The organism is Paraburkholderia heleia NBRC 101817 (assembly GCF_000739775.1).
Lineage (GTDB): Bacteria > Pseudomonadota > Gammaproteobacteria > Burkholderiales > Burkholderiaceae > Paraburkholderia > Paraburkholderia heleia.
In genome coordinates this window covers 44,582-67,532 of the sequence record NZ_BBJH01000008.1, presented here as the reverse complement: position 1 = coordinate 67,532, position 22,951 = coordinate 44,582, and the positions used below count along the sequence as shown (strand labels likewise).

24 protein-coding genes are annotated in these 22,951 nt (G+C 64.3%); 16 read left to right on the top strand and 8 right to left on the bottom strand.

Annotated elements, in window-relative coordinates:
• The first annotated feature begins 414 nt into the window (after nucleotides 1–414).
• The 8 genes from BHE01S_RS09105 (at nucleotide 415) to BHE01S_RS09070 (ending at nucleotide 7,058) form a co-directional block, all read left to right on the top strand.
• On the top strand, nucleotides 415–1,053 hold the full coding sequence (locus tag BHE01S_RS09105; RefSeq protein WP_042262966.1) for a cytochrome b/b6 domain-containing protein: 639 nt from the start codon (nucleotides 415–417) through the stop codon (nucleotides 1,051–1,053).
• Between the two features lie 56 nt (nucleotides 1,054–1,109).
• Complete coding sequence (locus BHE01S_RS09100; protein ID WP_042262963.1) at nucleotides 1,110–1,886, top strand: molybdopterin-dependent oxidoreductase; 777 nt, start codon at nucleotides 1,110–1,112, stop codon at nucleotides 1,884–1,886.
• Nucleotides 1,887–1,990: 104 nt separating this feature from the next.
• Complete coding sequence (locus tag BHE01S_RS09095; protein WP_042263263.1) at nucleotides 1,991–2,257, top strand: pentapeptide MXKDX repeat protein; 267 nt, start codon at nucleotides 1,991–1,993, stop codon at nucleotides 2,255–2,257.
• Between the two features lie 116 nt (nucleotides 2,258–2,373).
• A complete protein-coding gene (locus tag BHE01S_RS09090) occupies nucleotides 2,374–2,811 on the top strand; it encodes a hypothetical protein (protein WP_042262960.1) in 438 nt (145 codons plus the stop codon).
• A gap of 73 nt (nucleotides 2,812–2,884) precedes the next feature.
• On the top strand, nucleotides 2,885–3,265 hold the full coding sequence (locus BHE01S_RS09085) for a hypothetical protein (protein WP_042262958.1): 381 nt from the start codon (nucleotides 2,885–2,887) through the stop codon (nucleotides 3,263–3,265).
• A 94-nt stretch (nucleotides 3,266–3,359) separates the two neighbouring features.
• Nucleotides 3,360–4,907, top strand: a complete 1,548-nt coding sequence (locus BHE01S_RS09080; protein WP_042262956.1) for an MltF family protein — start codon at nucleotides 3,360–3,362, stop codon at nucleotides 4,905–4,907.
• A gap of 110 nt (nucleotides 4,908–5,017) precedes the next feature.
• The gene (locus tag BHE01S_RS09075; RefSeq protein WP_042262953.1) at nucleotides 5,018–5,545 is read left to right on the top strand and encodes a DUF6496 domain-containing protein; all 528 of its coding nucleotides are present in this window, start codon (nucleotides 5,018–5,020) and stop codon (nucleotides 5,543–5,545) included.
• 64 nt (nucleotides 5,546–5,609) lie between these two features.
• The gene (locus tag BHE01S_RS09070; RefSeq protein ID WP_042263260.1) at nucleotides 5,610–7,058 is read left to right on the top strand and encodes a hypothetical protein; all 1,449 of its coding nucleotides are present in this window, start codon (nucleotides 5,610–5,612) and stop codon (nucleotides 7,056–7,058) included.
• Nucleotides 7,059–7,100: 42 nt separating this feature from the next.
• Here the strand turns inward: BHE01S_RS09070 and BHE01S_RS09065 are convergent, their stop codons facing one another.
• Complete coding sequence (locus BHE01S_RS09065; protein WP_042262950.1) at nucleotides 7,101–7,988, bottom strand: lysozyme inhibitor LprI family protein; 888 nt, start codon at nucleotides 7,986–7,988, stop codon at nucleotides 7,101–7,103.
• A gap of 62 nt (nucleotides 7,989–8,050) precedes the next feature.
• Nucleotides 8,051–8,563: a hypothetical protein gene (locus BHE01S_RS09060; RefSeq protein WP_042262947.1), complete on the bottom strand. Its 513-nt coding sequence runs from the start codon at nucleotides 8,561–8,563 to the stop codon at nucleotides 8,051–8,053.
• A gap of 268 nt (nucleotides 8,564–8,831) precedes the next feature.
• On the opposite strand from BHE01S_RS09060, the gene BHE01S_RS09055 reads away from it, so the two are divergent.
• From BHE01S_RS09055 to BHE01S_RS38975, 3 genes are all read left to right on the top strand, one after another.
• Nucleotides 8,832–10,430 carry an EAL domain-containing protein gene (locus tag BHE01S_RS09055; protein ID WP_052405791.1) on the top strand — a complete coding sequence of 533 codons (1,599 nt, stop codon included), beginning with the start codon at nucleotides 8,832–8,834 and terminating at the stop codon, nucleotides 10,428–10,430.
• Nucleotides 10,431–10,796: 366 nt separating this feature from the next.
• Nucleotides 10,797–11,225 (top strand): DUF2778 domain-containing protein, encoded by a 429-nt coding sequence (locus BHE01S_RS36580; protein ID WP_084068690.1) that lies wholly within the window; start codon nucleotides 10,797–10,799, stop codon nucleotides 11,223–11,225.
• On the top strand, nucleotides 11,206–11,466 hold the full coding sequence (locus tag BHE01S_RS38975) for a membrane protein (protein WP_042262944.1): 261 nt from the start codon (nucleotides 11,206–11,208) through the stop codon (nucleotides 11,464–11,466). The genes BHE01S_RS36580 and BHE01S_RS38975 overlap by 20 nt, the downstream gene beginning before the upstream one ends.
• Here the strand turns inward: BHE01S_RS38975 and BHE01S_RS09045 are convergent.
• Nucleotides 11,448–13,898 carry a penicillin acylase family protein gene (locus tag BHE01S_RS09045; RefSeq protein ID WP_407669486.1) on the bottom strand — a complete coding sequence of 817 codons (2,451 nt, stop codon included), beginning with the start codon at nucleotides 13,896–13,898 and terminating at the stop codon, nucleotides 11,448–11,450. The two genes, BHE01S_RS38975 and BHE01S_RS09045, sit on opposite strands and share 19 nt — an antisense overlap.
• 288 nt (nucleotides 13,899–14,186) lie before the next feature.
• Here BHE01S_RS09045 and BHE01S_RS09040 point away from each other — a divergent pair, with 288 nt between their 5' ends.
• A complete protein-coding gene (locus BHE01S_RS09040) occupies nucleotides 14,187–14,390 on the top strand; it encodes a DUF3079 domain-containing protein (protein ID WP_042262941.1) in 204 nt (67 codons plus the stop codon).
• Nucleotides 14,391–14,399: 9 nt separating this feature from the next.
• On the opposite strand, the gene BHE01S_RS09035 is transcribed toward BHE01S_RS09040, so the two are convergent.
• Entirely contained in the window at nucleotides 14,400–15,179 is a 780-nt protein-coding gene (locus tag BHE01S_RS09035) for an SDR family NAD(P)-dependent oxidoreductase (RefSeq protein WP_042262939.1), read from the bottom strand.
• A gap of 238 nt (nucleotides 15,180–15,417) precedes the next feature.
• Between BHE01S_RS09035 and BHE01S_RS09030 the strand changes: the two genes are divergently transcribed.
• Nucleotides 15,418–16,230 (top strand): AraC family transcriptional regulator, encoded by an 813-nt coding sequence (locus BHE01S_RS09030; RefSeq protein WP_245639681.1) that lies wholly within the window; start codon nucleotides 15,418–15,420, stop codon nucleotides 16,228–16,230.
• A 77-nt stretch (nucleotides 16,231–16,307) separates the two neighbouring features.
• Here the strand turns inward: BHE01S_RS09030 and BHE01S_RS09025 are convergent, their stop codons facing one another.
• Together BHE01S_RS09025 and BHE01S_RS09020 are read right to left on the bottom strand one after the other, a co-directional pair.
• Nucleotides 16,308–17,087, bottom strand: coding sequence for an ABC transporter substrate-binding protein (locus BHE01S_RS09025; protein ID WP_042262934.1), 780 nt, complete (start codon nucleotides 17,085–17,087; stop codon nucleotides 16,308–16,310).
• A gap of 753 nt (nucleotides 17,088–17,840) precedes the next feature.
• Nucleotides 17,841–18,971, bottom strand: a complete 1,131-nt coding sequence (locus BHE01S_RS09020) for a GGDEF domain-containing protein (protein ID WP_245639680.1) — start codon at nucleotides 18,969–18,971, stop codon at nucleotides 17,841–17,843.
• Nucleotides 18,972–19,366: 395 nt separating this feature from the next.
• Between BHE01S_RS09020 and BHE01S_RS09015 the strand changes: the two genes are divergently transcribed.
• A complete protein-coding gene (locus BHE01S_RS09015) occupies nucleotides 19,367–19,831 on the top strand; it encodes an LEA type 2 family protein (RefSeq protein ID WP_245639679.1) in 465 nt (154 codons plus the stop codon).
• 54 nt (nucleotides 19,832–19,885) lie between these two features.
• On the opposite strand, the gene BHE01S_RS09010 is transcribed toward BHE01S_RS09015, so the two are convergent.
• Nucleotides 19,886–20,104, bottom strand: coding sequence for a hypothetical protein (locus tag BHE01S_RS09010; RefSeq protein ID WP_052405789.1), 219 nt, complete (start codon nucleotides 20,102–20,104; stop codon nucleotides 19,886–19,888).
• A gap of 374 nt (nucleotides 20,105–20,478) precedes the next feature.
• Here BHE01S_RS09010 and BHE01S_RS09005 point away from each other — a divergent pair, with 374 nt between their 5' ends.
• Complete coding sequence (locus tag BHE01S_RS09005) at nucleotides 20,479–20,748, top strand: CsbD family protein (protein ID WP_052405787.1); 270 nt, start codon at nucleotides 20,479–20,481, stop codon at nucleotides 20,746–20,748.
• Between the two features lie 290 nt (nucleotides 20,749–21,038).
• Here BHE01S_RS09005 and BHE01S_RS09000 read toward each other — a convergent pair whose 3' ends face one another.
• Nucleotides 21,039–21,884, bottom strand: coding sequence for a helix-turn-helix transcriptional regulator (locus tag BHE01S_RS09000; protein WP_042262927.1), 846 nt, complete (start codon nucleotides 21,882–21,884; stop codon nucleotides 21,039–21,041).
• Nucleotides 21,885–21,964: 80 nt separating this feature from the next.
• Between BHE01S_RS09000 and BHE01S_RS08995 the strand changes: the two genes are divergently transcribed.
• Nucleotides 21,965–22,858 carry an SDR family oxidoreductase gene (locus tag BHE01S_RS08995; RefSeq protein ID WP_042263252.1) on the top strand — a complete coding sequence of 298 codons (894 nt, stop codon included), beginning with the start codon at nucleotides 21,965–21,967 and terminating at the stop codon, nucleotides 22,856–22,858.
• Nucleotides 22,859–22,951: the final 93 nt, after the last annotated feature.

The window sequence follows — 22,951 nt, the reverse complement described above, 5'->3', positions numbered from 1 at the left end:
GTCCTGGATGGTCGCGACGATAGGTGAGCGGGCTTGCGGGCATGGCGCTCGCCTCGTCCTGTGAAGGCGATCTTTCAAAAACATTACGAACGCCGCCGCATTCGCGCCCGTTCGCGTGAGCGTAGCCGAACGCTTCGTACCCCGCAACGGCATGCGCGGCGCCGGCGCGCGCGCCGGGCGTCGCCCCTGCCGTCATCGTCGCCAATGTGCTGGTCAAACCCACCTTGTGCCTCTTTTGCGCGGCGCGAGCGCGTGCGCCCGTAGCGGCTAGTTCGTTCGCGACGCCCGTTGGGTTACAGCCAAAGCAGTTTATTTTTAGGCCCCCCCGTCTCGCGGATTTATTCCCGGTGCGCTGTAACCGGCGAGCGCGCCACAGCGAATTCACTGTCAACCCTGCGCTAACGAGGAGTCGCCATGCACACGTCGATGGGAGAATCACCCGCACTTGCCGCCTGCGTGCGCCGCCCGCGCGCAATCCAGCCGCTCTGGCTGCGCATCACGCATTGGCTCAACGCGCTCGCGGCGCTCGTCATGATGTTCTCAGGCTGGCGCATTTACGATGCGTCTCCCGTGTTCGCGGGGTTTGTCGTTCCCACCTCGATCACGCTCGGCGGCTGGCTCGGCGGGGCACTGCAATGGCATTTCGCGGCAATGTGGCTGCTGTTTTTCAATGGTCTAGTCTATCTCGCGATGAATCTCGCCACAGGGCGCTGGCGCACCACATTCTTCCCGCTGAGCCCGCAGGCCGTGCTGCGCGATCTGCGCGCCGCGCTAACGGGCCGGCTTTCCCACGCCGACCTGAGCCAGTACAACGCCGTGCAGAAACTCGCTTATCTCATTGCAATCGCCGATCTCGTCGTCCTCGTGCTTTCGGGCCTTGCGATCTGGAAGTCGGTGCAGTTTCCGCTGCTGCGCGAGTTGATGGGCGGATACGACCGCGCGCGCGTCGTGCACTTTTGCGCGATGTCCGTGCTCGCCGCGTTCGCGCTCGTTCACGTGACGATGGTCGCGCTCGTGCCGCGCTCGCTGCTCACCATGCTGCGCGGACGCTGAACACGCCGGCCGATGCCACTCGAGTGGCCGCCCTTCGATACCGATAAGGATTCCAGATGAATACGCCCGACCGCAAGATCATCGCACTCGACCGTGCGGCAATTCTCGCCGACGCACGACGCGAACTCGACATGCCGTCACGGCGACTGTTCGGCAAGCGCATGCTCACACTCGGCGGTCTTTCGCTGCTGACAGGCTGCACGATCACCGACGACGCCTCGGTCAACACGTTCCTCACCGCCGTTTCCCGGCTCAACGATCGCGTGCAGGGCTGGCTGTTCGATCCGACCCGGCTCGCACCCACGTACGCCGAAGCCCAGATCACGCGCCCCTTCCCCTTCAACGCGTTCTATAGCGAAAGCGAGGCGCCCGTGGTCGATGGCAGCGACTATCGGCTCAAGCTCAGCGGGCTCGTCGAGGGCCAGCGCGTCTGGACGCTGCCCGAGCTGTACGCGCTGCCGCACGCCGAGCAGATCACGCGGCACATCTGCGTGGAAGGCTGGAGCGCGATAGGCCGCTGGGGCGGCACGCCATTCGCGCACTTCCTGCGCCGGGTCGATGCGGATCTCACCGCGAAATACGTAGGCTTTCGCTGCGCCGACAACTACTACGAAAGCATCGACATGGCCACGGCGCTGCATCCTCAAACCTTGCTCGCCTTCGATTACGACGGCGAGCGCCTGCCCGCGAAATACGGCTATCCGATGAAGCTGCGCATGCCGACGAAGCTGGGCTACAAGAACCCCAAGCACATCGTCGAGATTTTCGTCACGAATACGTATCCAGGCGGCTACTGGGTCGACCAGGGCTACAACTGGTTCGGCGGTTCGTGACGTATTCCCGCCGCCGCGTGATACGCCACTTCATGCGACGGCTCCGTTTCACATCCGCCCAATAAGGGGCAACGGCTTTTTCCACCCAGCAAGGAGCAATGCAAATGAACACAATCCGATTCGCAGCAATCGCCATCTCGGCCGCCCTGTTGAGCATGAGCGCGGGCGCTGCATTCGCGCAGGCAAGCGGCGCGATGTCGAATGACGCCATGTCGAAGGACTCGATGCACAAGGACACCATGGGCAAAGGCGCCATGTCGCAAGATACCATGAGCAAGGGCGGCGCGATGAGCCATGATCAGATGAAAAAGCCGACGAAGCATGACGCCATGGGCATGGATCATCCGGCATCGGGCGCCATGGCGCACTGAGCCGTCGTAACGCGCTCCGGGTGCGGCTTGCGCCAGGGGCGCATCGCGCGCCTCGCCATCGTGCGTTCGCGATGTATGATTTGCCGCGGGGCCGCCCCCTGCACCGGGAGTACGTGATGGGAAGCGAATGGCAACGCCGCGTGAAAATGTTCATTCAGCGCTTCTGGCAGCCAACCAGTGCGTGCATGACCTGCATGCCGGGAAGCTGGGGCAACGTCATGAGCCTGACCCATTGGACTATCGCATTCAAGACGGGACTGTTCACCGGTGCGCTAGCCGTGCTGCTCACCTTCACGCCAGCGGCGAAGTGGTATGCGAATCGCTATGGCAATGCGCTGCTGGTGGGCTGCCTGACCATCATCGGCGATGCCTACGCTCACACGAGTCTCTATCGCTTTCATGTTCTCGAACACATTGCGACGGGCGTGGTGTCCGGCCTGATCGCGCTCGCAGCGTCGTATCTGGTCGACGACCCCGCGCGCCGCATACGGACGCTGTGGGCGCGCCTGACCGCGAAATTCACGAGACGAAGCGAACCCCCGCATAGGACATAGGTCCGATTGACTGGGCATGCGCACATGGCACCCTTCGACAAAGCCGTCCGTCGGCTCATCAAAGGGGAACCCGATGCGCGCCTGCCGATATGTGGTCCTTTGCGCTTTGCCGTTCATGATCGTCGGCTGCAACACGCCGCCGATCCCGCCGGGCAAGCCAGTCGATATCCCGACCGCCCTCCAGCAGGTTCTCGAGGGGGTGTGCAATTTCAGGAAGGAACAGGCCGGCCGGAAGCAGGATATGGGCGTCGCAATCGACTCGGTCACCGTGGAGCTCGACCTGACCGTCGACGGCGCAAGGAATCCCCCTGTGGCGGTTGCGCCGGATATCCAGTTCATTCCCACGGTGAGCTACGGGCAGATCATCACGGCGAACCGGGGCAGCCGCCTTACGCTCACCCTGAAAAACACCGGCTCCCACGGCGGCTGCGACGTCATGACGTCGGCGAAGTAACGGCTGTTCACTTTCGCTATAGGACCATGGGCCCATAGCCAGCCTATGCGGTTGTGACATGATGGGAAGGCGCGGAACACCCGGCCCTGCCATCATGCGTATTGTTCATACGTTGCTGATCGTCCTGGCTTTCGGGATGACGATTGCCGGCCGGCCGACAAGGTGCCTCGCGACCCAGGGAACGCCTGCGCAGGCCGTGGCGTCACAGGCCGCGACGGCTGCGCCAGCCAGTGCGCCATCGCCCCCCGCGGCCTCCACGCCCACCGCCACGCGCCGGCTCGACCTCGCCATCCAGCCGAAGTTCGGCGATTTCGATGCCATGCTCGACCGCAGGCTGATCCGTGTCCTCGTGCCATACAGCAGGACCCTCTATTTCAACGAGCTCGGTCATGAGCGCGGACTGACCGCCGGACTCATGCGCGACTTCGAGCGCTACCTGAACAAGACCTACCAGCGCAGCCTCGGCAAGCGTCCATTGACGCTCGTGATCATCCCGACGACGCGCGACCAGCTCATTCCCGCTCTGCTTGCCGGGAAGGGAGACATCGCCGCCGGCAATCTGACCGCCACCGAAACGCGGCTCAAGCAGGTCGACTTCGTCGCGCCACGCGAGCGCAAGCCGGTCCGGGAACTGGTCGTCACCGGTCCGAAGTCGCCCGCGCTCGCCGGGCTCGACGACTTGAGCGGCAAGACCGTGCACGTGCGCGCGAGCAGCAGCTACTTCGAGAGTCTGACTGCCCTGAACGCGCGCTTCAAAAAAGACGGCAAGCCGCCGATGAAGCTGGTATTGCTGCCCGATGCGCTCGAGGACGAGGACGCCATGGAGATGCTCAATGTCGGGCTGGTCCAGATTCTCGTCGTAGACGACTGGAAGGCGAAATTCTGGGCGCAGGTGCTGCCGGACATCGTGGTGCACGACGACATGGCCGTGCGCGACGCTGGCTATATCGGCTGGGCGATTCGCAAGCAGAGTCCCAGGCTCCAGCAGGTCATCACCGACTTCTACATTGGCTACGTGAAAAAGCAGAGCGTGGCGGAAGTGCGTCTGCAGCAGGAATTGCAGCGCGTCAAGCAGATCACCAGCAATACCGAGGGGCCAGAACTGAAGCGCTTCACGCAAACCGTCGGTCTCTTCGAAAAGTACGGCGCGCAATATCACTTCGATCCATTGATGCTCGCCGCACAAGGGTTCCAGGAATCGCAGCTCGATCAAAGCGCGCGCAGCCACGTTGGCGCGATCGGCATCATGCAGCTCATGCCGGCAACCGGCAAGGAGCTGGCCGTCGGTGACATCCGCGTGACGGAATCGAACATCCACGCCGGCGCGAAATACCTGGATCTCCTGATGTCCCGCTACTTTCCGGATGCGCGGTTTTCCGACTCGGACCGCGCCCTGTTCGCGTTCGCGAGCTACAACGCGGGTCCGGCGAGGATCGCGAAGATTCGCAAGGAAGCGGCCGCCCGGGGGCTCTCGCCCGACAAGTGGTTCAACAACGTCGAGATCGTGGCCGGCGAAAAGATCGGGATCGAGACAACCACCTACGTGCGCAATATCTACAAGTACTACGCCGCCTACCGGCTCGTGCAGCAGGCGCAGGCGGCGCGTGAACGCGCCATCGGGCAGGTTCGCAAGCAGGGCTAAGGCATGCCTGTGCGTCAGGCGTCGAGGCGTTCGTGCCGGTCTGATGTCTTTGCGCCTGTGCGGAACGGCGCTTGCGGGAATAAGCGAGTCACTCATCAAGGAGAACCGAAATGCCCGAGAAGAAAACGATCGAGCGTGCGCGCGCCGACAAGCGCGCAGGCAAATCCGCAAGCACCCAGGCCGGCGAATTCGTGAAGGAGGAATTCGATCGCGTGCGCGAGGGCAAGCATGGCGTGCGTTCCGCGAAGCAGGCTGTCGCGATCGGCCTGTCGAAGGCACGGCGCGCCGGTGTGGACCTGAAGCCGCCGGCGCCAGGCAAAACCAGCGAAGCGACGCGCAAGAAGGCTGCAAAGGATAACGCGGCGGGCCACGGTGCGAAGACTGCCCGCGCGAGCACGGAATCGAAGGCCAAACGCTCGCGCACGACGACTCAAGTGCTCAAGGCCGAAAGCCGGGCGGGTGCATCGCCAGAAGCCGCGTCAAAGCAGGCGAAGACCGCGGCGGCGCGCCGGCCCGCTGCAAGCCGTTCGGCGGCGGCGAAAAAGGCGGCGCAGACCAAGGGCGCCGCGGGCCGTTCCGCCGCGGCCAAAAAGGCGGCGAAGACACGCGCCGCACGTGCGCAGCCCACCCGCCACTAGCGGGGCGCGGGGTTATGAGACTATGTTCCTCATTGCCCCGCACGCGCATGCCGCAAATCCGCCGATGTCATCACCCGCTCTGCTGCTCGAACAGATCCTTCGCGACGTCCCACGCCGTTATCGCTTGCGGCAAGAGCCCCCGGCTTCGACGCTTTCACTTCGACACGCCAATCCGGCTCGGGCGCTGGCATGTGTCATCGAACAGGCGCGCGAAGCCATCGCGCGTGGCGCAGCACCAGACGCGGCACTGAAGCCGCGTTTCATCGACGCGCTCGCGGCCGTGATCACCGAGGCCATGCACGCCGATTCCGGAGACCGGGCATTTCAGGCGATGGTGCTGCGGCACCGCGCCCCCCAGGTGCGCGAATTTGCTTCGCTTTCGGCACAGGCCGACCAGGACCGCCGGCAGATCCATGCCGCGGTCAATGCGATTGCGCATCCGGCCAAACAGCAGCGCGCCGTGCAAGCCTGGCAGCGCGAAGCACTTGCGCGGCTGCATGCGTCCGCGTCTTTGGCGCACAACGAGGCGCACTACGCGGGACTTCACGCTACTGTGCGGAACCTTCTCGCTTTGCCGGCGCTTGCGAAGGGCTCGGATTTCGAGCCCGCGCTGGCGGATCTGCGGGACAGTCCGGCACTTGCGCGCTTGTGCCGGCTCGAGGCCCTGGCGCCCGATCCACTCGTGCAGCAGTATGTATCATTGCTGGACGCGTATGGTCCGCGTCCGGGTACGCCGGCGGCCGTGGCGCAAGGCCGGGCGTCCCAGCGACGCGGCGCGGCTGTCGAAGCGCTGGCCGTACAGGCGCTCGAAGCGCTGGCTCAAAGGCTCAACGCAGCGCAGGAGAACCCGCACGCGTACCGCGTCGTCAGTTCAATGCGCGTTCCGGCCTCGATACCGGGCACGCACGAGCGAGCCAAGACGGAATGGGACGTGGTCCTGCTGGAGCGGCTGCACGCGAAGACCTGCGATATCGCGCCCGTCTGGAACGTGCGCCTGCTCGTCGAAGCGAAGGCGTCCGTCGAGTCCGCGACGACCGACCTCCCGCGGCTCATGCGCGGCTTGCGCTTGCTCGCACACGCCGAAGAAAACGTCGTGTATACGTTCGAGACCCGGCAGGGGCCGGTACGACTGCACGGCGCATCGCTACGCACACAAGGTATCGACGAATCCGGCTTGCTGAACACCGTACTCTATTGCTGCGATGCGCCCGCCGGCGGCGCTTCGCGAATGCTCAACGCCGCGAGCCGTATGCAGCTTTTGTCCGCGCCGGCGAGCCTCGAATACGCCAGCGCCCGGTGGGACGGGCAACATGCGGATCCGGAAAGACTGGATGCTGTCTGGCAGCACCTCACGCAATCGCCACGCTGGCAAGCCGTACTCGACCAGTATTCGATGCTGCGCCTCGTGCGCGAATTGATGGTGCACCCCGAAGACCTGATGTCCACGATTCGCGATGCAACGGGGTGTTCGCCGGGGTGCTCACAATACACGGCGAACGAACGGCCCTGTTGACGTGTGCGTGCGCTGCGCTCGCGGAAGAGGCGCGCCGACGCCTCAATGCTCCGTGCTCGCGCGCTGCTTCAGTTCAGCCACGCGAAGCTGATAACTTTTCAACAAGCACGCCTTGTCGCCGCACGCATTACGCGAGTTTCGAAGCCATGCTCGCTGCTCTGCCCTTAGCCGGTCTTTGTTGGTCGATGCCTTCAGCTTCTGGTTATAGGCTTCGGCCATGGTCTTGTCGATGCTGGCAAGCTCCGAATCTCCGCAAACCAGTTGCGCCTGGGCGGACATGAGCTCGCTGCAATTGAAGCTTTGCGTCAGCGCCGCTTTCGTTACGGATTGCGCTTCCAGCAGCCCCGGCCTGCAAAGCCCGCGAAGCAGGGTGCACGCGATATTGCGCCCGACCCACGCCATGCCTGACGCGCCATATTGCTCGACGAAGCGATTGATGCCGGCGTGGCTCACACCTCGTTGCATGGCGTTCGCCGCGATAATCTCGTTGCAAAGCGAGTCTTCGGCGTAGGTGCTCCCGGTGCGACGATAACAACTATGAAAGCCAAGCTGCCCCGTGCCCACGACGCTTCTGCGCTCCCCGGAGGCGAACAGAATCGAGGCGCATGCGGACGCGCACCTCGCATTGTCCGCAACGATCGTATAGACCCTGACCTGATCCATGGCGTCCACCAGGCGAAAAGCCGCTTCGACATTTCCGCCGGGGCTGTCCAGGACCAGGGGAACGAGTCCTTCGCGATCACGGTTGGCCAGTTTGGCGGCTGCCAGAAACTTTTCGGCGTCGCCGCTCTGAATCCTTCCCTTCCCGACTACCATTTTGAGTTTTAGATCGGGCTGATAGTAGATCTTGAACTCCATTGCCGGCAAGACGCCGGGCAGCATGAACAGCGCAGCCAATAGCCACGCATGCGCGAGGCGCTGCGGGGTCATAGAATGCCGGGCGCTACGCATACACGCCTGCGTGTGGCGCAGGCCTCTGAACGGAATCTGGTCTAGAAGCCGCGCCTCAGGTTCCGGTCGCGCAACGGATCCGTCGTCTTCTGCGTGAGCCGCAAGACGCCCTGATCGTCGAAGTAGAAGTGGAACATCATGTAGTCGATATTGTTCTCGATGTAGCGGTAGGACCAGACTTCCCGCTGCATGCGCGAAAAGTAGGCCGTTTCCGCAGGCCTGCCGAAATTGATCAGGACATCATTACGCGTCCACTCGTTGACTTTCGCGCGATAGAACTCGCTCTCCTGCAGGACCTGACGCACGCTCAAGACCTTGCCGCCCGCGTCGACGTCGGCAACGGTGTTCGTCGACCCCATTGGCTGGGTCGGCCACATGAGCCGTTTGCCGCCGTCCGGCAGATTATAGGTTTCGCGCGGCGGCCCGAGACGCGCGATCAATGCGGACTGGTCGGTGCCGGGCTCGACGCTTTGCCACGGCTGGGCGCAGCCGGCCACGAGCGCCATCACGGCCGCAAGCCATGCGTGCTTCACGAAGTTGGACAGCGTCTCCATTCATACTCCCCCAAGCAGCAAACCCGGCGAGCAACACGTGCAGATCATGGCGGCCGCGCGGGACACGGACAATCGGACCATGGTCCTACCGGCAAGCGAGCCGTGGCTGCGCCGGGGAAGGGCTGCCAACGCGCTTGCCCGTTGAAAACGAAGGGCCGAAGTGTATGCTTTGGTCTGGAGTTCAGGCTCCCGGGCATGGGAAGCGCCGCCGCACGTGTGCGTCCAGTCTGTGGTTCGTTGCCTAACGTTCCATCCCACCGGGTGCGAAATGATCAAGCGCATCACGCTGATTTCGGCTTCGGTCGCACTCGGGTGCCTCGCCACCCTCGTCCCCGTTTTCACGAGTCTTTACGTCGCGGACAAGGACGTCCAGCGGCGCGATCGCGCCGAGCTCAGGGAGTTCGCCGAGAAGGCGGTCATGCGCACGGACCTCGTCACGTACCAGGCCTTCGCCGCGCTTTCCGATCTGGACCGGGAACCGGGCGCGCCCTGTTCGCCGTCCAACCTGGAACTGGCCGCACGTGTCATCTACAACTACCGCTATGTTCAGGACGCCGGCGCATACGCCGAGGGGCACTATCTCTGCTCTCCGCTGCTTGGCGACGTGCGCAACAACCAATTCACCCTGCCGCCGCCCGACTACCGCAGCAACGACGGCTACCTGGTGTGGTTTCAGCAGAAGAGCCCGCTAAGCGACGTGCGCAAGGATATTCAGATTGGCCGCAATGGCCGTTACGTCTCTATCGACCCGGGCTCCTATGTCGATCTCATCGATCCGGCGAGGCGCCCGATCGCCGTGATCCAGATTACGACGGGAAGACTCCTCGCCGTCTCGGCCGGCGCGGATCCGGACGACATGCTCGATGCGTGGAAGCGCGGCGGCAACGTGAACAGCGACGACTGGAACTACGCTGTCGCGCGATCGTCGACACGCCCGCTCGGCGTCGTGGTGAAGTCGCCGCGCAGCAGCGTGGCGGCCGACTGGCCCAAGCTGCTCGCCGCGTGGCTGACCATCGGCGTGTTCGCGGGCGCCGCGCTCGGCTGGCTCGCATACAAGCGCGTTTCGCGGCAGCTCTCGTTCCCTTCAACGCTGCAGTGGGCCATTTCCCGGCGCAAGATCGACGTGGTTTTCCAGCCCATCGTGAGGCTCGAGGACAACCAGTGTACGGGCGCCGAAGCGCTGGTGCGGTGGACGCTCAACGAGCGGGCCATCTCGCCCGAGGTCTTCGTGCGCGTGGCCGAAGACAATCATCTCATTCAGCCTCTGACCGATCTCGTGCTCGAAAAGACCATCGCGCAGCTAGGGAAGCTGCTCACGGCGAACCCCGCGTTTTATGTCTCGATCAACGTGGGCGCCGAGGATCTGCAGAGCTTGCGCTTCCTGAACCTGCTTGGCGCGTCGCTCGAAGGAACCGGCATCGCACCCGCGCAAATCCGCATCGAGGCGACGGAACGCAGTGTCATGAACGCAGAAGCCACGCGCAGCGTCATCGCGGCATTCCGGGCCGCGGGCCATCCCATCTATATCGACGACTTCGGAACCGGCTATTCGAGCCTTTCGTATCTGCAGACCTTCGAGATCGATGTGCTGAAGATCGACAAGTCGTTCGTCGATACGATTGTCCAGGATACCGCCTCGAGCGTGGTCGCGCCGCACATCATTTCGATGGCCCATGAATTGGGTCTGGAGATCGTCGCCGAGGGGGTGGAGACGGGCGCACAGGTGGCGTGGCTGCGCAGCAAGGGGGTCCAGTACGGCCAAGGCTGGTACTACTCGAAAGCGATGTCCGCCGCCGATCTCGCGAAATGGCTGGGCAAGCAGCGCGCACCGCGCGAGGCGAACAGCATGCCGGCGAATCAAAGTTGATAATTCAACCATATTCGTGATTGCCATCTTCGCACATGGGCGCAGCCGCCCGCTTCAGGCACCCGCTAGCCTCAGTACCGATACCGCCTGCTGCAGCAACTGCGCCGCGTACTACTGAATAGCGCCAGCATTTCCAGCGCCAAAACGAACGCCCCCACGTCGGAGCGCTTTTTTTGCTTTGGATCTACTATTTTTTCAATTACCGTTAAATATAAGGTTACCTTGACGAATAGCATTCGTCACGACATTGCGCATCCAGGTCAAATCGGATAAATACGCTAATTCCACATCTTTTCTATCAGGATCATCCGACTGATCGCGAATGAAATCGAAGGAAATTAACCTTTTTCAAGGGGTGTTTTCGGCATGCCAATTCCCGCATATCGGGGCGGCTGCACGGCGGTCCCTGATAATGGCCCAATACCTGCCGGTAAATATTGGATCGTAGACCGTCCCACGGGCGGCATCGGGTCTCGGGCGCTTGCATGGGCAAAAGATGAGTGGAATACCGCTTTTGGTCATCCGTCGAATCACGGTGAATGGTTCGGCTTGTATCGGGATGATGGGGCGATCGATGATGCAACGTGGGTTAGTGGTGTCAAGCGAGGGCAGTTCCGGTTGCATCCGGCAAGTGGTCACGGCATCTCACTCGGCTGCATCACGCTGCCGAGCCGTGTCGATTTCCTGAGAATCCGCACGGCACTTCTGCACACCGGCAAAATCCCCGCCAGAAATTCGGGGCTTCATGCATATGGAACAATTGAGGTCATCACGTATGGCAACACTTGCCCGTAGGGCTTTCAAGGTTGCGCTGTTTTTCGGTCTGTTCGCTCTTTCGACTCGCTATGTCCACCCGTATCCCTATGAGTGGACAGAAAGCGAGATGCGCGCGTGGTTGTACACTTCGCAGGCGCCAGGTATCCGTGACCCCGAAGATTTGTATTTCGTGGTGTGGCTAACTATCGAACTGATTGCGGCAGTGCTTGCCTATATGACGATCATGAAGCTATGGCGACACTACCGAACGAGGCCATAGGCGGCCGGCACGAGCCTCAGCGTATGCACCGCCGCACCCGGCAGGAACGGCGCCGCGCCGCCATGCACCCACGTTTCATGCCCCGCGAGGAAATACGGCGACATGGGATTGCCCGACTGTCCACCCGGCATCTCGAAGATGCCGTCCTGCTCGCGCCCCGGCGATACCGCGAAACGCTCGGACGCGCCGAACGCCGGCGCCTGCACGCGCGGCATGTTGATGTCGCCCGGCAGCGGGTCACGCGGCGCGCTGAGCGAGGCGCGAACCCACGGCAGCCACGCCGGCACCATCCGCGCGAACGGATGCGCAATCGCCGAGCGGTTGCGTTCGCCCCAGCTCGCCTCCTCGAGCTTCGTGCCCCTGGACAACGGGGCAATCGCATGATCGATGCGGTCCAGCATGAACGCGCGCCAGTCTGCGAAGCGGCCCGGTATCCACGCGCGATGGTCGGCCAGCGTCTCCATCGTCGCTTCGTAACGTGAGTTTGCTGCGCGATAGCCGAGGTTTGGCGCAATCGCGGCCATCTGCTCGTCCAGTGCACCGAACCATGCTTCGTAGAGCGAATCGTAGAACGCGCGCACCAGCCGGTAGCCGACGGCATTCACGTCGGCGCGGCCATCCCACGTTTGCACGAGGCGCTGGAATTCGGCGCGGCGAGGATGGCCGTCGAGCGCGCGCGCATCGAGGGCGTCGAGCGCCACGCGTCGCCAGTACTCGATCCAGAACGCGCGGTCGTCGGTTTGCACCGCGAGCAGGTCGCGCTCGCTCGCACGCGGCAGCGCGAGCAGGTCGTCGCGAATCTGTGTGGCGCGCGCGCCGAGGTCCGTGCCGGCGTCGCCGATCTGCGCCACCTCCTCCAGCGGCAAGGTACGGTTGTTCGCGGTCCAGATGCGGCCGGCCGGCGGATCGACGCGCACCGGGTAGGCATCGGGTGTCCGATACCCTTGCCAGCCGATGTACGTCCCGGAGCGGTACGGCAGGCCCGCGAGCGCGGCCGCCCCGCCGTCTGGATCGGCATTTGCGAAGCGCGGCAGCGGCCCGGCAAGCGTCCAGCCGACATGGCCTTGCGCATCGGCCACCATGAAGTTCTGCGTAGGCATGCCGAAGGTCTGCGCGGCACGCAACGCGTCGGCGACGTTCGTGATGCCTTCGAGTCGCATGAAGTTCATGTTGGTCGCCTGCGGATCCTGCGCCACCCAATGCAACGCATAGGCCTGCTCGCCGACCGCGAGCTGCGGCCCCCAGCGCGTTTGCACGACCGGCAGATCGACGCTCGCGCCGCCGTTCACGTCGAGCCGCTCGTGGATCACCTGCGCGCGCTCCCATCCGCCGTTCGGGACGCGGTAGCGCAGCGGATCGGCCGGATCGCGCTGAAGTTCGACCAGATCGACGAAGCGCCCATAACTGTTCGTGAAGCCCCACGCGATATGGCCGTTGCTGCCGGCCACGACGAACGGCGTACCCGGCAGGCTGACGCCCGTGATACGTCGTTCGCCGCCCGCGGGCGCGGGATAGACGAGCGAGATCCGGTACCAGATGTTCGGCAGTGACAGGCCGAGGTGCATGTCGCTCGCGAGCAGCGCGCCGCCGTGTGCGCTGTGCGCGCCGTCGACCGCGAAGCCGTTGCTGCCCACACTCGAATCGACCGCGCTCCCGGCGTCCGCGAAGCCGCTCACGAAACCGGGCAGGCCGGCGAGTCGCTCGGCGGCGTCCGGCTTGGCATCGGCAGCGGACTGCGTTGACGCAAGCCAGGATGGCAGCGCTGCGGGCGGCGCCGCCGGCGGCTGCGCCAATGCGCGCTGGCCGTCGAGCGGGGCGTCCCAATGGCTCGTCTCAGGGAGCAAGAATGCAAGCAGATCGGCCGGCACGCGCTCGCGCAGCGCCGCGCGCGAGAGCACGCGCCTCACCTGGTCATACTGCAGATCGAAGTACATCGCGTAGACGGCGAGCACCGTGTCTTCAGGACGCCACGGTGCCGGTTGCGCGCGCAACAGCCAGTATTCGAACGGTCGCGCGCGAAGCGAGCGCAGACCATCGTTGACGCCCGCCGTGTAGCGCTCGATCAGCTCCCGCTCGTCGGCGGAGAGCGCAGCAAGCGCCGCCTGCGCGTGTTCGCGAAAACGTAAGGGCCGGTCGCGGCGATCCAGCGGCAGCGCCGCCGGGCCGATGAGCGCCGCCATCTCGCCGGCGGCGACCCGGCGCAGCAAATCCATCTGGAAGAAGCGGTCCTGCGCGTGAAGAAAGCCGCTCGCATACGCAACGTCGCCACGCGTGCCGCCCTGCACCGTCGGCACGCCAAGCGCGTCACGCCCGATCGTCACCGGTGCCCGGAGCGGCGCGGCACGCGTGCCGTCGAGCTGCGGCAAGCTGCCGCGCAATGTCAGCCAGCCCGCCAGCACCATGACAGCCAGCACGACGACGACGGCACACAAGAGCCTCAGCGGCCACGCGCGGCGCAGCTTAGGCGGGAAAGAACTCGAATGGGTCATGGAGAAGCACGCGGGTCGTTGTGTATAGTGCCGCCAGGCGCGGCGACCGGATCGGCCGGACGCCATACGACCATAGCATGACCCTGTGGCAACAACACGCAGGCAGAGCCTGCGCGACCTTTTCCCTTCACGGCGCTTCCTGGGCGCGACACTCTGCCATCTGCCACCGTGCCGCGGGAGGACGACAATCTCAATATTGCGTTCTGTCCGGGATCGCACAGGGGCGACATCATGGCAAAGAAGTTTCCGATTCACCCGCTGCACCCCGAGCGCCTGTGCTGGGGCTGCGACCATTACTGCCCTGCCAGCGACATGCGATGCGGCAACGGCCAGAGCCGCACGCAGCATCCGGCCGAACTGCTCGGCGACGACTGGCTCGAACAGGGCGACTGGGGTATCGAAGTCGACGCCTCCGGCAAAAGCGTCACGCCCTGACCCGCGAAATCAAATATGAATGCCGCCAGCCACCTCGATGCGCTGCGCGTTCACCCAGCCAAAGTCATCCGACAGTAGACCCGCAATCACGGGCCCCACGTCAGCCGGCAATCCCGCGCGGCCCAGCGCGGTATGTTCCGCCACCGCCTTGTTGACCTCCGGATTGTCCCGCACGACGCCGCCGCTGAAGTCGGTCGCAATCGCGCCCGGCGCCACGACGTTGACCGCGATCCGGCGCGGCGCGAGTTCGAGCGCCATATAGCGCGTGAGCGCTTCCACGGCCGCCTTCATCGGGCCATAAATCGCGCGACCCGGAAACGCGAAGCGCGCAAGGCCCGATGAGAGGTTCACAATCCGGCCGCCGTCGTGGATGAGCGGCAGCAGCTTTTGCGTCAACAGAAACGGCCCCTTGAAATGCACCGCGAACTGCGCGTCGAGCTCCGCTTCGGTGCCGGCCGCGAGCGTGGCCGTCGAAGAGATACCGGCGTTGTTCACCAGATAATCGAAGCCCTTTGCATTCAGCGTCCCAAGCGCTTCTCGCAGGCGCGCGACGAAGTCGTCGAACCCGCCTGAATTCGCGATGTTCAGTTGCAGTGCGATCGCGCGGCCACCCGCTTGCGCGACCTCCGCACACACCTTTTCTGCCTCGGCGCGATGGGTGTTGTATGTGAAGACCGAATGGACGCCGCGGCTTGCGAGCCGCAGAACCGTGTCGCGGCCAATCCCACGGCTGCCTCCGGTGACGACCGCGATCTTCGGGCTCGACTCACTACCGTTGTTCGTTGCCATTTGGCATCTCTCGCTGTGTTGGATTGCGTCGATTCTGCGCCTGACGCCACCGGCGAGTGAATACCCGAACCTGCCCGATTCTTGCCTGATCCTGCTTCACTGACTAAGATGGGTCGGCGCGCACTTTCCATCGCGCGTTCCTTATCGAACCGCCATGACGAACGAACTGGCCGCCGCCCTGCTGCGCTACACGCAAACGCAGCCCGGCACGAGCCCATACAGCACCGCTGTCGACGGAATGCTCATCCTGCGCTCCGATCACCCCGCGCCGCCCACGTTCCGCGCGGCGCGGCCGGCTTTGTGCATCGTCGCCCAAGGGGCCAAATGGGCCAGTTTCGGCGGGACGCAACTGGAGTACCGGGCCGGTCAAGCGCTCGTGGTCGGCGTGCAAACGCCGTCGCGGGGCCGCGTGTTCGAGGCGAGCCCGGACCAACCTTGCCTGGTGCTGATTCTCGAACTGGACCTGGCCATGTTGCGCGCCGTGGCAAAGGAGATGTCGCCTGCGCCCGTCCCTGCGGCGGACGCAAGCCGCGGCGTGTTCGTCGCGAACTTCGACGGCCCTCTCGCCGATTGCGCGCTGCGCGCCGTGCGCCTGCTCGACACGCCCGGCGCCATCGGCATGTTGTACCCCATGCTGATGCGCGAGATTGGCTACTGGTTGCTAAGCGGTCCGAACGGATCTGAAATCGCGAGGCTGGCGTCGGCCGAAAGCCCTTCTCACAGCCTGCTGCGCGCGGTGGATATTTTGCGGGCGCGGTTCGCCGAAACCGTGAGGGTGGAAGACCTGGCGGCAGTCGCCCAGCTCAGCGCTTCGGCATTCCATCGGCAGTTCAAGGCGCTGACAGGGCTGCCGCCCCTTCAATACCAGAAGCAGTTGCGGCTGCTGGAAGCGCGCAGACTGCTGCTCGCGCTGTCGATGAGCGTACAGGCCGCCGCATTCGAAGTGGGATACGAGAGCGCCTCGCAGTTCAGCCGCGAATATACGCGGATGTTCGGAGCGCCGCCGAAAAAAGATTCATCTCGAGCGAAGGCGATGCGCGAGGCCGCGTAGCCTGCTCCGGCGACACGCGGCGCGAGAGCGGTGCGTTCGCTCCCGCGCCGTGCACACGTCACGCTGGACGCGTTACATCATTTGCCGTACACGTCGAAGTCGAAGTACTTCTTCTCGATCTTCTTGTACGTGCCGTCCTTGATGATGCCGGCGATCGCGCCGTCGATCTTCGTCTTGAGCGCAGTGTCTTCCTTGCGCAGGCCGATGCCGGCGCCATTGCCGAGCGTGGCCGGGTCATCGAGGTCGCCGCCGGCGAAGCTGTAGCCCTTGCCGCGCGGCGTCTTCAGGAAGCCCACGTCGGCCTGCACCGCGTCCTGCAGCGCGGCGTCCACGCGGCCGGCCAGCAGGTCCTGATAGACCTGGTCCTGGTTCTGGTAAGGCACGACCTCTACGCCCGCCGTTGCCCAATGCGCCTTTGCGTAGGCCTCCTGAATCGTGCCCTGCTCCACGCCCACGCGCTTGCCCTTGAGCGATTCGGCGGTCGGCATGATGCCCGAGCCCGTCTTGGCGACAAGACGCGTCGGCGTATTGAACAGCTTGTCCGAGAACGCGATCTGCTCCTTGCGCGCCGGGGTCATCGACATCGACGAAAGCACGCCGTCGAACTTGCGCGCCTTCAGCGCCGGGATCATGCCGTCGAAGTCGTTCTCGATCCAGACGCATTTGGCATTCAGACGGTGGCAGATCTCGTTGCCAAGATCGATGTCGAAGCCGACCAGTTTGCCGTCCGGTGCTTTCGATTCAAACGGCGGATAGCTTGCATCGACACCAAAGCGAATGGTGTCCGCCGCGAAGGCTGCGGCGCTGGCCGTGGAGGCGATCAAGGCAATAGACATGGCTGCAAACAACTTTTTCATGGGATCCCCCTCGGTTCTGGATATCAGGGTGGTCAAGACATGGACACCGCCCGCATGGTTGCGGCGCGGACATTCCCCCGCGGCGCACGCGGCAAGCGTGATCGACGCTGCGGGTGCACCTGCGCCCGGCAAGGTAGCAGTCCAGAATGCCCGCGTCGAGTCGTCAAAAACCGGCGGAAACACCTATGGCAGGGAAGGCCGGAGAGGAAGTTGAAGGCCGCAGTTGAAAGCGGCAATTAAAGACTTACCTGAATGTCCCGTTGCCCTTGCCAGCGCGAGCCGCATGCGAACTCGTCGCCGCCAATGCGCGCGAGCAAACCGCTATCGGAAGCGAGCCTGCTGCCGCATTAGAGGCGGAGACCCGGGCGAACTTCATGGCGAAAGTCGCGGCGAACTTCGCGCAGCCTCCAGACGCGGCGGCGCGAGCGGGCCGCACGCATGCCCGCACTGTCACGCAATCGGGACAGGCCGCTTTCCCTCTCGATGGCGGCGTCGTCTAGCGCGCTGTATGAGAAATCGACCAGAGCGGGCAAGTCGGGATTTCGCCCAGCAGGGACGAAGACTCGGGCGAGTTCGGAAAAGAGGCGTTTGAACATGGGCAGTTACCCGGCATGACCACCGTTGCGGACGCCATTGCCCGGGAAATGATTGACCTGCCCGGTACGACGCGCCGGGTCGCAGGAAGCCAGCTCCGATGCCGACTTTCGTCAGCGCGAATTTTCCCTGGAATAAATTTGCCGGGCAAGCATTTCTTTAGCGAGATTCGGCAAGGTAACGGACTTCGCCTTCTTCGGCGTCCGGTGTCATGACGACGCGATTGCGCCCCGCCGCCTTCGCGACATAGAGCGCTGCGTCGGCGCGCACCATCGCGCTCTCCAGCGTATCGGCCGCCACGAACCTGCCCACCCCGGCGCTGAGCGTGCAGCACACGCCTTCGGCGGACGAACGTTCGAGAGCGAGCCGCAGCGTATTCGTCAGCGTCGCTGCGTCGTGCTTTTGCGCGTATGCAAAGAGAATCGCGAACTCTTCGCCGCCCAGCCGTCCGAACAGATCGCATGACCTCAATTGTGCGCTGACGACCGAGGCGACGTGCGCCAGGATACGATCGCCGACCGCATGGCCAAAGCCGTCGTTGACTGCCTTGAAGTTATCGATGTCGAGAATCGCGATCGCCAGGGGATCGGCCTTCTCCCGCGCTTGTGCAAGCAGGACCTGCGCCCTGTCAATGAAGGCGCGCCGCGTGAGTGCGCCCGTCAGTTCGTCGATCGTCGCGAGCTTTTCCATGCGCCCAAGGAGCCGGTCGTGAGCGAGCATCACCATGCCGATCGACATGCAGGGCAACGTGACGATGGCGAGACCGAGCAGCGCCACGTTCCAGGGGGACGGCTGCACGAAGGTAAGCGACGGCGCGGCGCCGAAGACGATCGCGCCGATCCGCGCGACATAAACGAGCGCACCGATCCCGGCGGCCACGGCGATCAGCCGGCATGCGTAGCGCGTCCCCTCGCGCGAGGCATGCCGCAGCACCAGCGTACCCACGGCGAGCCGCCCATACATGAGGCCCAGCGAAACGAGCACGCCTCTCGCGCCGGCACTGGGCGACACCCACGTGTAATAGAGCAGCGCAGCGCCCATCATGACAAGCGCCACGGACTCCGTGCGCCACGCGGCACGCATGCCGAAGAACTGGCGCGTGCCCTGGACGAGCAGCGCGACCGCGCCCAGGCTCGCGACCGACGTCCCGACGATCGTGATGCCGCCAGGCTGCGGGCCGGCGAGCGCGATCCACGTGGAGACCGCGGCCACCAGCGCGTAGCCAAGACACCAGCGGCCCACGCCCGGTACGGCGGTTCGGATCAGCGAGCCGAGGATGGCGACGCTCATCAGGCAAGATACGATCAAGATCCCGAATAGAGCGAAGGCGCTGAGCATGAGAACGGGCCGGGCAACGAAAGGAAAGGAAAGGAGTCAGGACGCGTGAGGCGGCGCGCGGTCAGTGAAAGCTAATTGAAATTATTTTCAACGACGGGTAGATCATGCCGTATAAGCGTCAGTGACTTATCGTATCGCAGGTTGGGGCCGAATCATGCAATCCAGATCGATTCGGTCGACTTGTCCCGCTCGAGCACGCGAATCGAAACCGGGGGACCGGCAAGAGCCGGGCACACGGCGGGGCACACGGCGCGAAACCCGCGACGGATCAACGCTACACTAAGCGGCACCTGCGGACTCTACGGGACGAGAGGCTTGCTATGCCATCACCTGAGGCCTGGCGCTCAATGCGACTTTTCTGCATCTTGCTTTGTGTGCTGTTCTGGCTTGGCGGCTGCGCGGGGTTAATGGGAGAGCCGCTGCGGGTCAACGTGGCGGGTCTCGAGCCGCTACAGGGCGCAGGCATGGAAATGCGCTTCAACGTGAAGTTGCGCATCCAGAATCCCAACGACACGCCGGTCGAATTTAGCGGCGTGTCGCTGCAACTGGACCTGAACGGTCAATCGTTCGCCAGCGGCGTGAGCGATCAAAGCGGCGTCGTGCCGCGCTACGGTGAAGCGGTGATCGTCGTGCCGCTGACCGTGCCGGCATTCGCCGCCGTGCGCCAGGCTTTCGCCTTTGCTGGCAGCGCAGAGGCCGGCAACATTCCCTACGAAATACGCGGACGCCTGGCAGGCGGCATTGGCGGCGGCACGCGCTTCGTCGATCACGGCAAGCTGTCGCTGCCGACGCAGGGCCTGCTCGGCCCGTGAGCGGCGCCAGTGCGCCAGTGCGCCGATCGGGCATGTCGCGGCTCGCCTCGGCGCTCAAACGTCACGGCCATCGACGCCGAGCGCGGGACGCGCGTCGTCCGGCGGAAAGATGTACCAGCTGCCGTCACCATGACGAAAGAAGAACATGCCCGATTCGCCCACCGCGCCGACCGCGCTCACGTAGACGCACGACCGGTGCTTCCTCGCATCCTGCGCAACACGCCTGACGTGCACTTGTGTGTCCGGCCGCAAAAAGAGCCATTTATCGGCCATGGCTCGCAATGATCGAGGTTTCCTGCGCATTGTCGTTCCCCTCCCGGACTTTCCCGATGTTCCAACCCCGGAACCCCATTTATCGGGGGCATTCGGCACGCAGCCATGGTCAGACAATCGGCCCTATCGGATACCCCGGAAATCGCATCGCATGTTCCTGCGCAGCGCGCTTTTCCGGCATCGAAATGAGTCAGGTCCAATGCGCTCTTCACGTTGGAAAGTGCCGTGCCGGTGGCCTCGCACTTGCACGCGAGCGCTGATGCGCCGTTGCTTCGCCGATCGCCTCGCGATGGGCATTAGCGTTGCTCCAGCGTGATTGCGCGAGTGGAGCGCGCATATTCAACGACCCACCCTGAGCACACAGGAGCACGATCATGGACACGAGACACGCACGCGCCGTCGCGAACGAGGTCGCGGGAGGAGCGCAGCACCTGGCCAGCCGCATGCTGGGCGACCCCGCCATGGGACTGGCCGGCAAGGCAAAAATGCTATATGGCAAGTCCCAGCAGGCCTTGAACAATGCCGCCGACGCCACGCGCGACAACGTCGCCGACAAGCCGATGACGGCACTCGGGCTCGCCGCCGCCGTTGGTTTCGCGCTCGGCGCGGCTTGGGCGCTGAACCGCAGTAAATCCGCAGTGTGAGAGAGAGCCGGCGCGGGAACGCTTTGTGCGCCGGCTCCTGAAGCGGCCTCATTGATGCGAATCGTGTGCCGTCGCGAGGCGTAGTCAGGGACGCTAGTCCTGCTATTGCCCGGCGCGTTCGGCATCGCGCTGCCTTTCCTTCCCTTCGGTATGCTAATGATTGTGCGACTGATCGATTGACGACACCGGGTTCGGCGGCACGTCATGATAGGAGTGTTGCAGCCGATATTCGCGGCGCTGAGTCTGTCCCAGATCGGAGAGGAAGACGAGGCAGGATGCGCGCGGCAGTGTCACGGCTGCTCGATCAACGCCTTGATGCGCTCGGCCTGCCCGGTATCGACCGGGTTGTAGACGATCATGTTCAGGTCCGGCCGGCCATCGACGGAAAATGCCGACTGCTCCAACGCAATCAGGCCGAGCACGGGATGGTGCAGGCGCTTCACATGGTCCGCTTCCGCATGCGCGAGCACTTCGTTCTCGCGCCACAGGGCGTCGAACTCGGGGCTGACGCTGCACAGCTCGTCGACGAGTTCGCGCACGGCTGAAACGAGGCCCGCGCGCGCCACGTCGGCCCGGAACGCGCCCACCACGAAGCGGGCCACGCTGTCCCAGTCGTGCTGCTTGGCCCGCACGTCCGGGTTGCAGAACAGGAAGCGCAGAATGTTGCGCTGACCGGGCGGCAGCTTGCCGTAGTCGGTCAGCACGACGGCGGCGGCGCGATTCCAGGCCACGACCTCCCAGGTGGCTGTCTTGACGATGGCCGGGCTGTAGCGCATCGAGTCGAGCAGGCGTTGCAGCCGCGGATTGACCCCGTCCACGGGTCGGTAGCGCAGTTCCGGCGGCCGCCCGAACCCCAGCATGAAGAGGTGCTCGCGCTCCGGATCGGTGAGCATCAGCGCGCTGCAGATGCGCTCGAGCACCTCCGGCGAAGGCGCGCCGCCGCGCCCCTGTTCGAGCCACGTGTACCAGGTCGGACTGATATTGGCCCGCTGCGCCACCTCTTCGCGACGCAACCCCGGCGTGCGCCTGCGGCCGCCGAAACCGAAGCTCGCAGGGTCGAGCCGCGTGCGGCAGCGCCTCAGGAAGTCGCCGAGCGAGCCCGCCGAATGGATCGGAATGGAAAGCCTGTTAGTCATCTTAATAGGATGAACTCACTACTTTAACGGTATAGAGAATTTGGAGATAGTACGCCAGTCATGACCCAGGAGAGATGACCATGCGTATTTTTCTGACCGGCGCGACCGGCTTCATCGGCTCGGCGCTCGTTACGGAACTCATCGAAGCCGGTCACGAGGTGATCGGCATGACCCGCTCCGAAGCCGGTGCCCAGGCGCTCGCCAGGGCCGGCGCACGCGTGCATCGCGGCACGCTGGAGGAACCGGCAAGCCTGCGAAGCGGCGCGGAGCAAGCGGACGCCGTGATCCATGCGGCTTTCGATCACGACTTCTCGCGCTTCGTCGAAAACTGCGAAAAGGACAAGCGCGCCATTGCGGCGCTCGGCGCCGCGCTCGCCGGCTCCGATCGCCCGTTGCTGATCACGTCCGGCACGGGTATCGGCAATGGCCCGCACGGCGAGCCGGCAAGCGAAGACGTCTTCAACACGAACCATCCCAACCCGCGCATTGCCTCGGAGCTGGCCGGGCAGGCACTGCTGGACCAAGGGCTCAACGTGGGCGCGGTGCGGCTGCCGCAGGTCCACAACCCGTTCCGGCAGGGGCTCATTACGCCGCTCGTTGCGATCGCGCGCGAGAAAGGCGTTTGCGCCTACGTGGGAGACGGCCAGAACCGCTGGCCGGCCGGCCATCTCTCCGACGTCGTGCGCCTTTATCGGCTTGCCGTGGAAAAAGGTCAGCCGGGCGCGCGCTACAACGCGGTCGGGGAGGAAGGCGTGACGAGCCGCGAGATCGCCGAGGCGCTGGGCCGCGGGCTCGGCCTGCCGGCCGTTTCGATCGCGCCGGAAGAGGCGCCCGCGCATTTCGGGTGGATGGGGATCTTCGTCGGCATGGACATGCCCGCCTCAAGCGCGCTCACTCAGGCGCGGCTCGGCTGGCGCCCGACGGGTCCCTCGCTGATTGCCGATCTGAACGAAGCGCGCTTTGCGCAGCTGTGAGCTTCAGAATGAGCCGATAGTAGCCGATAGTCATCCTGAATATCCTCACCTCACCGTCTCGTGGTCAATCGCGGCCACGAGACAGGCCCTGTG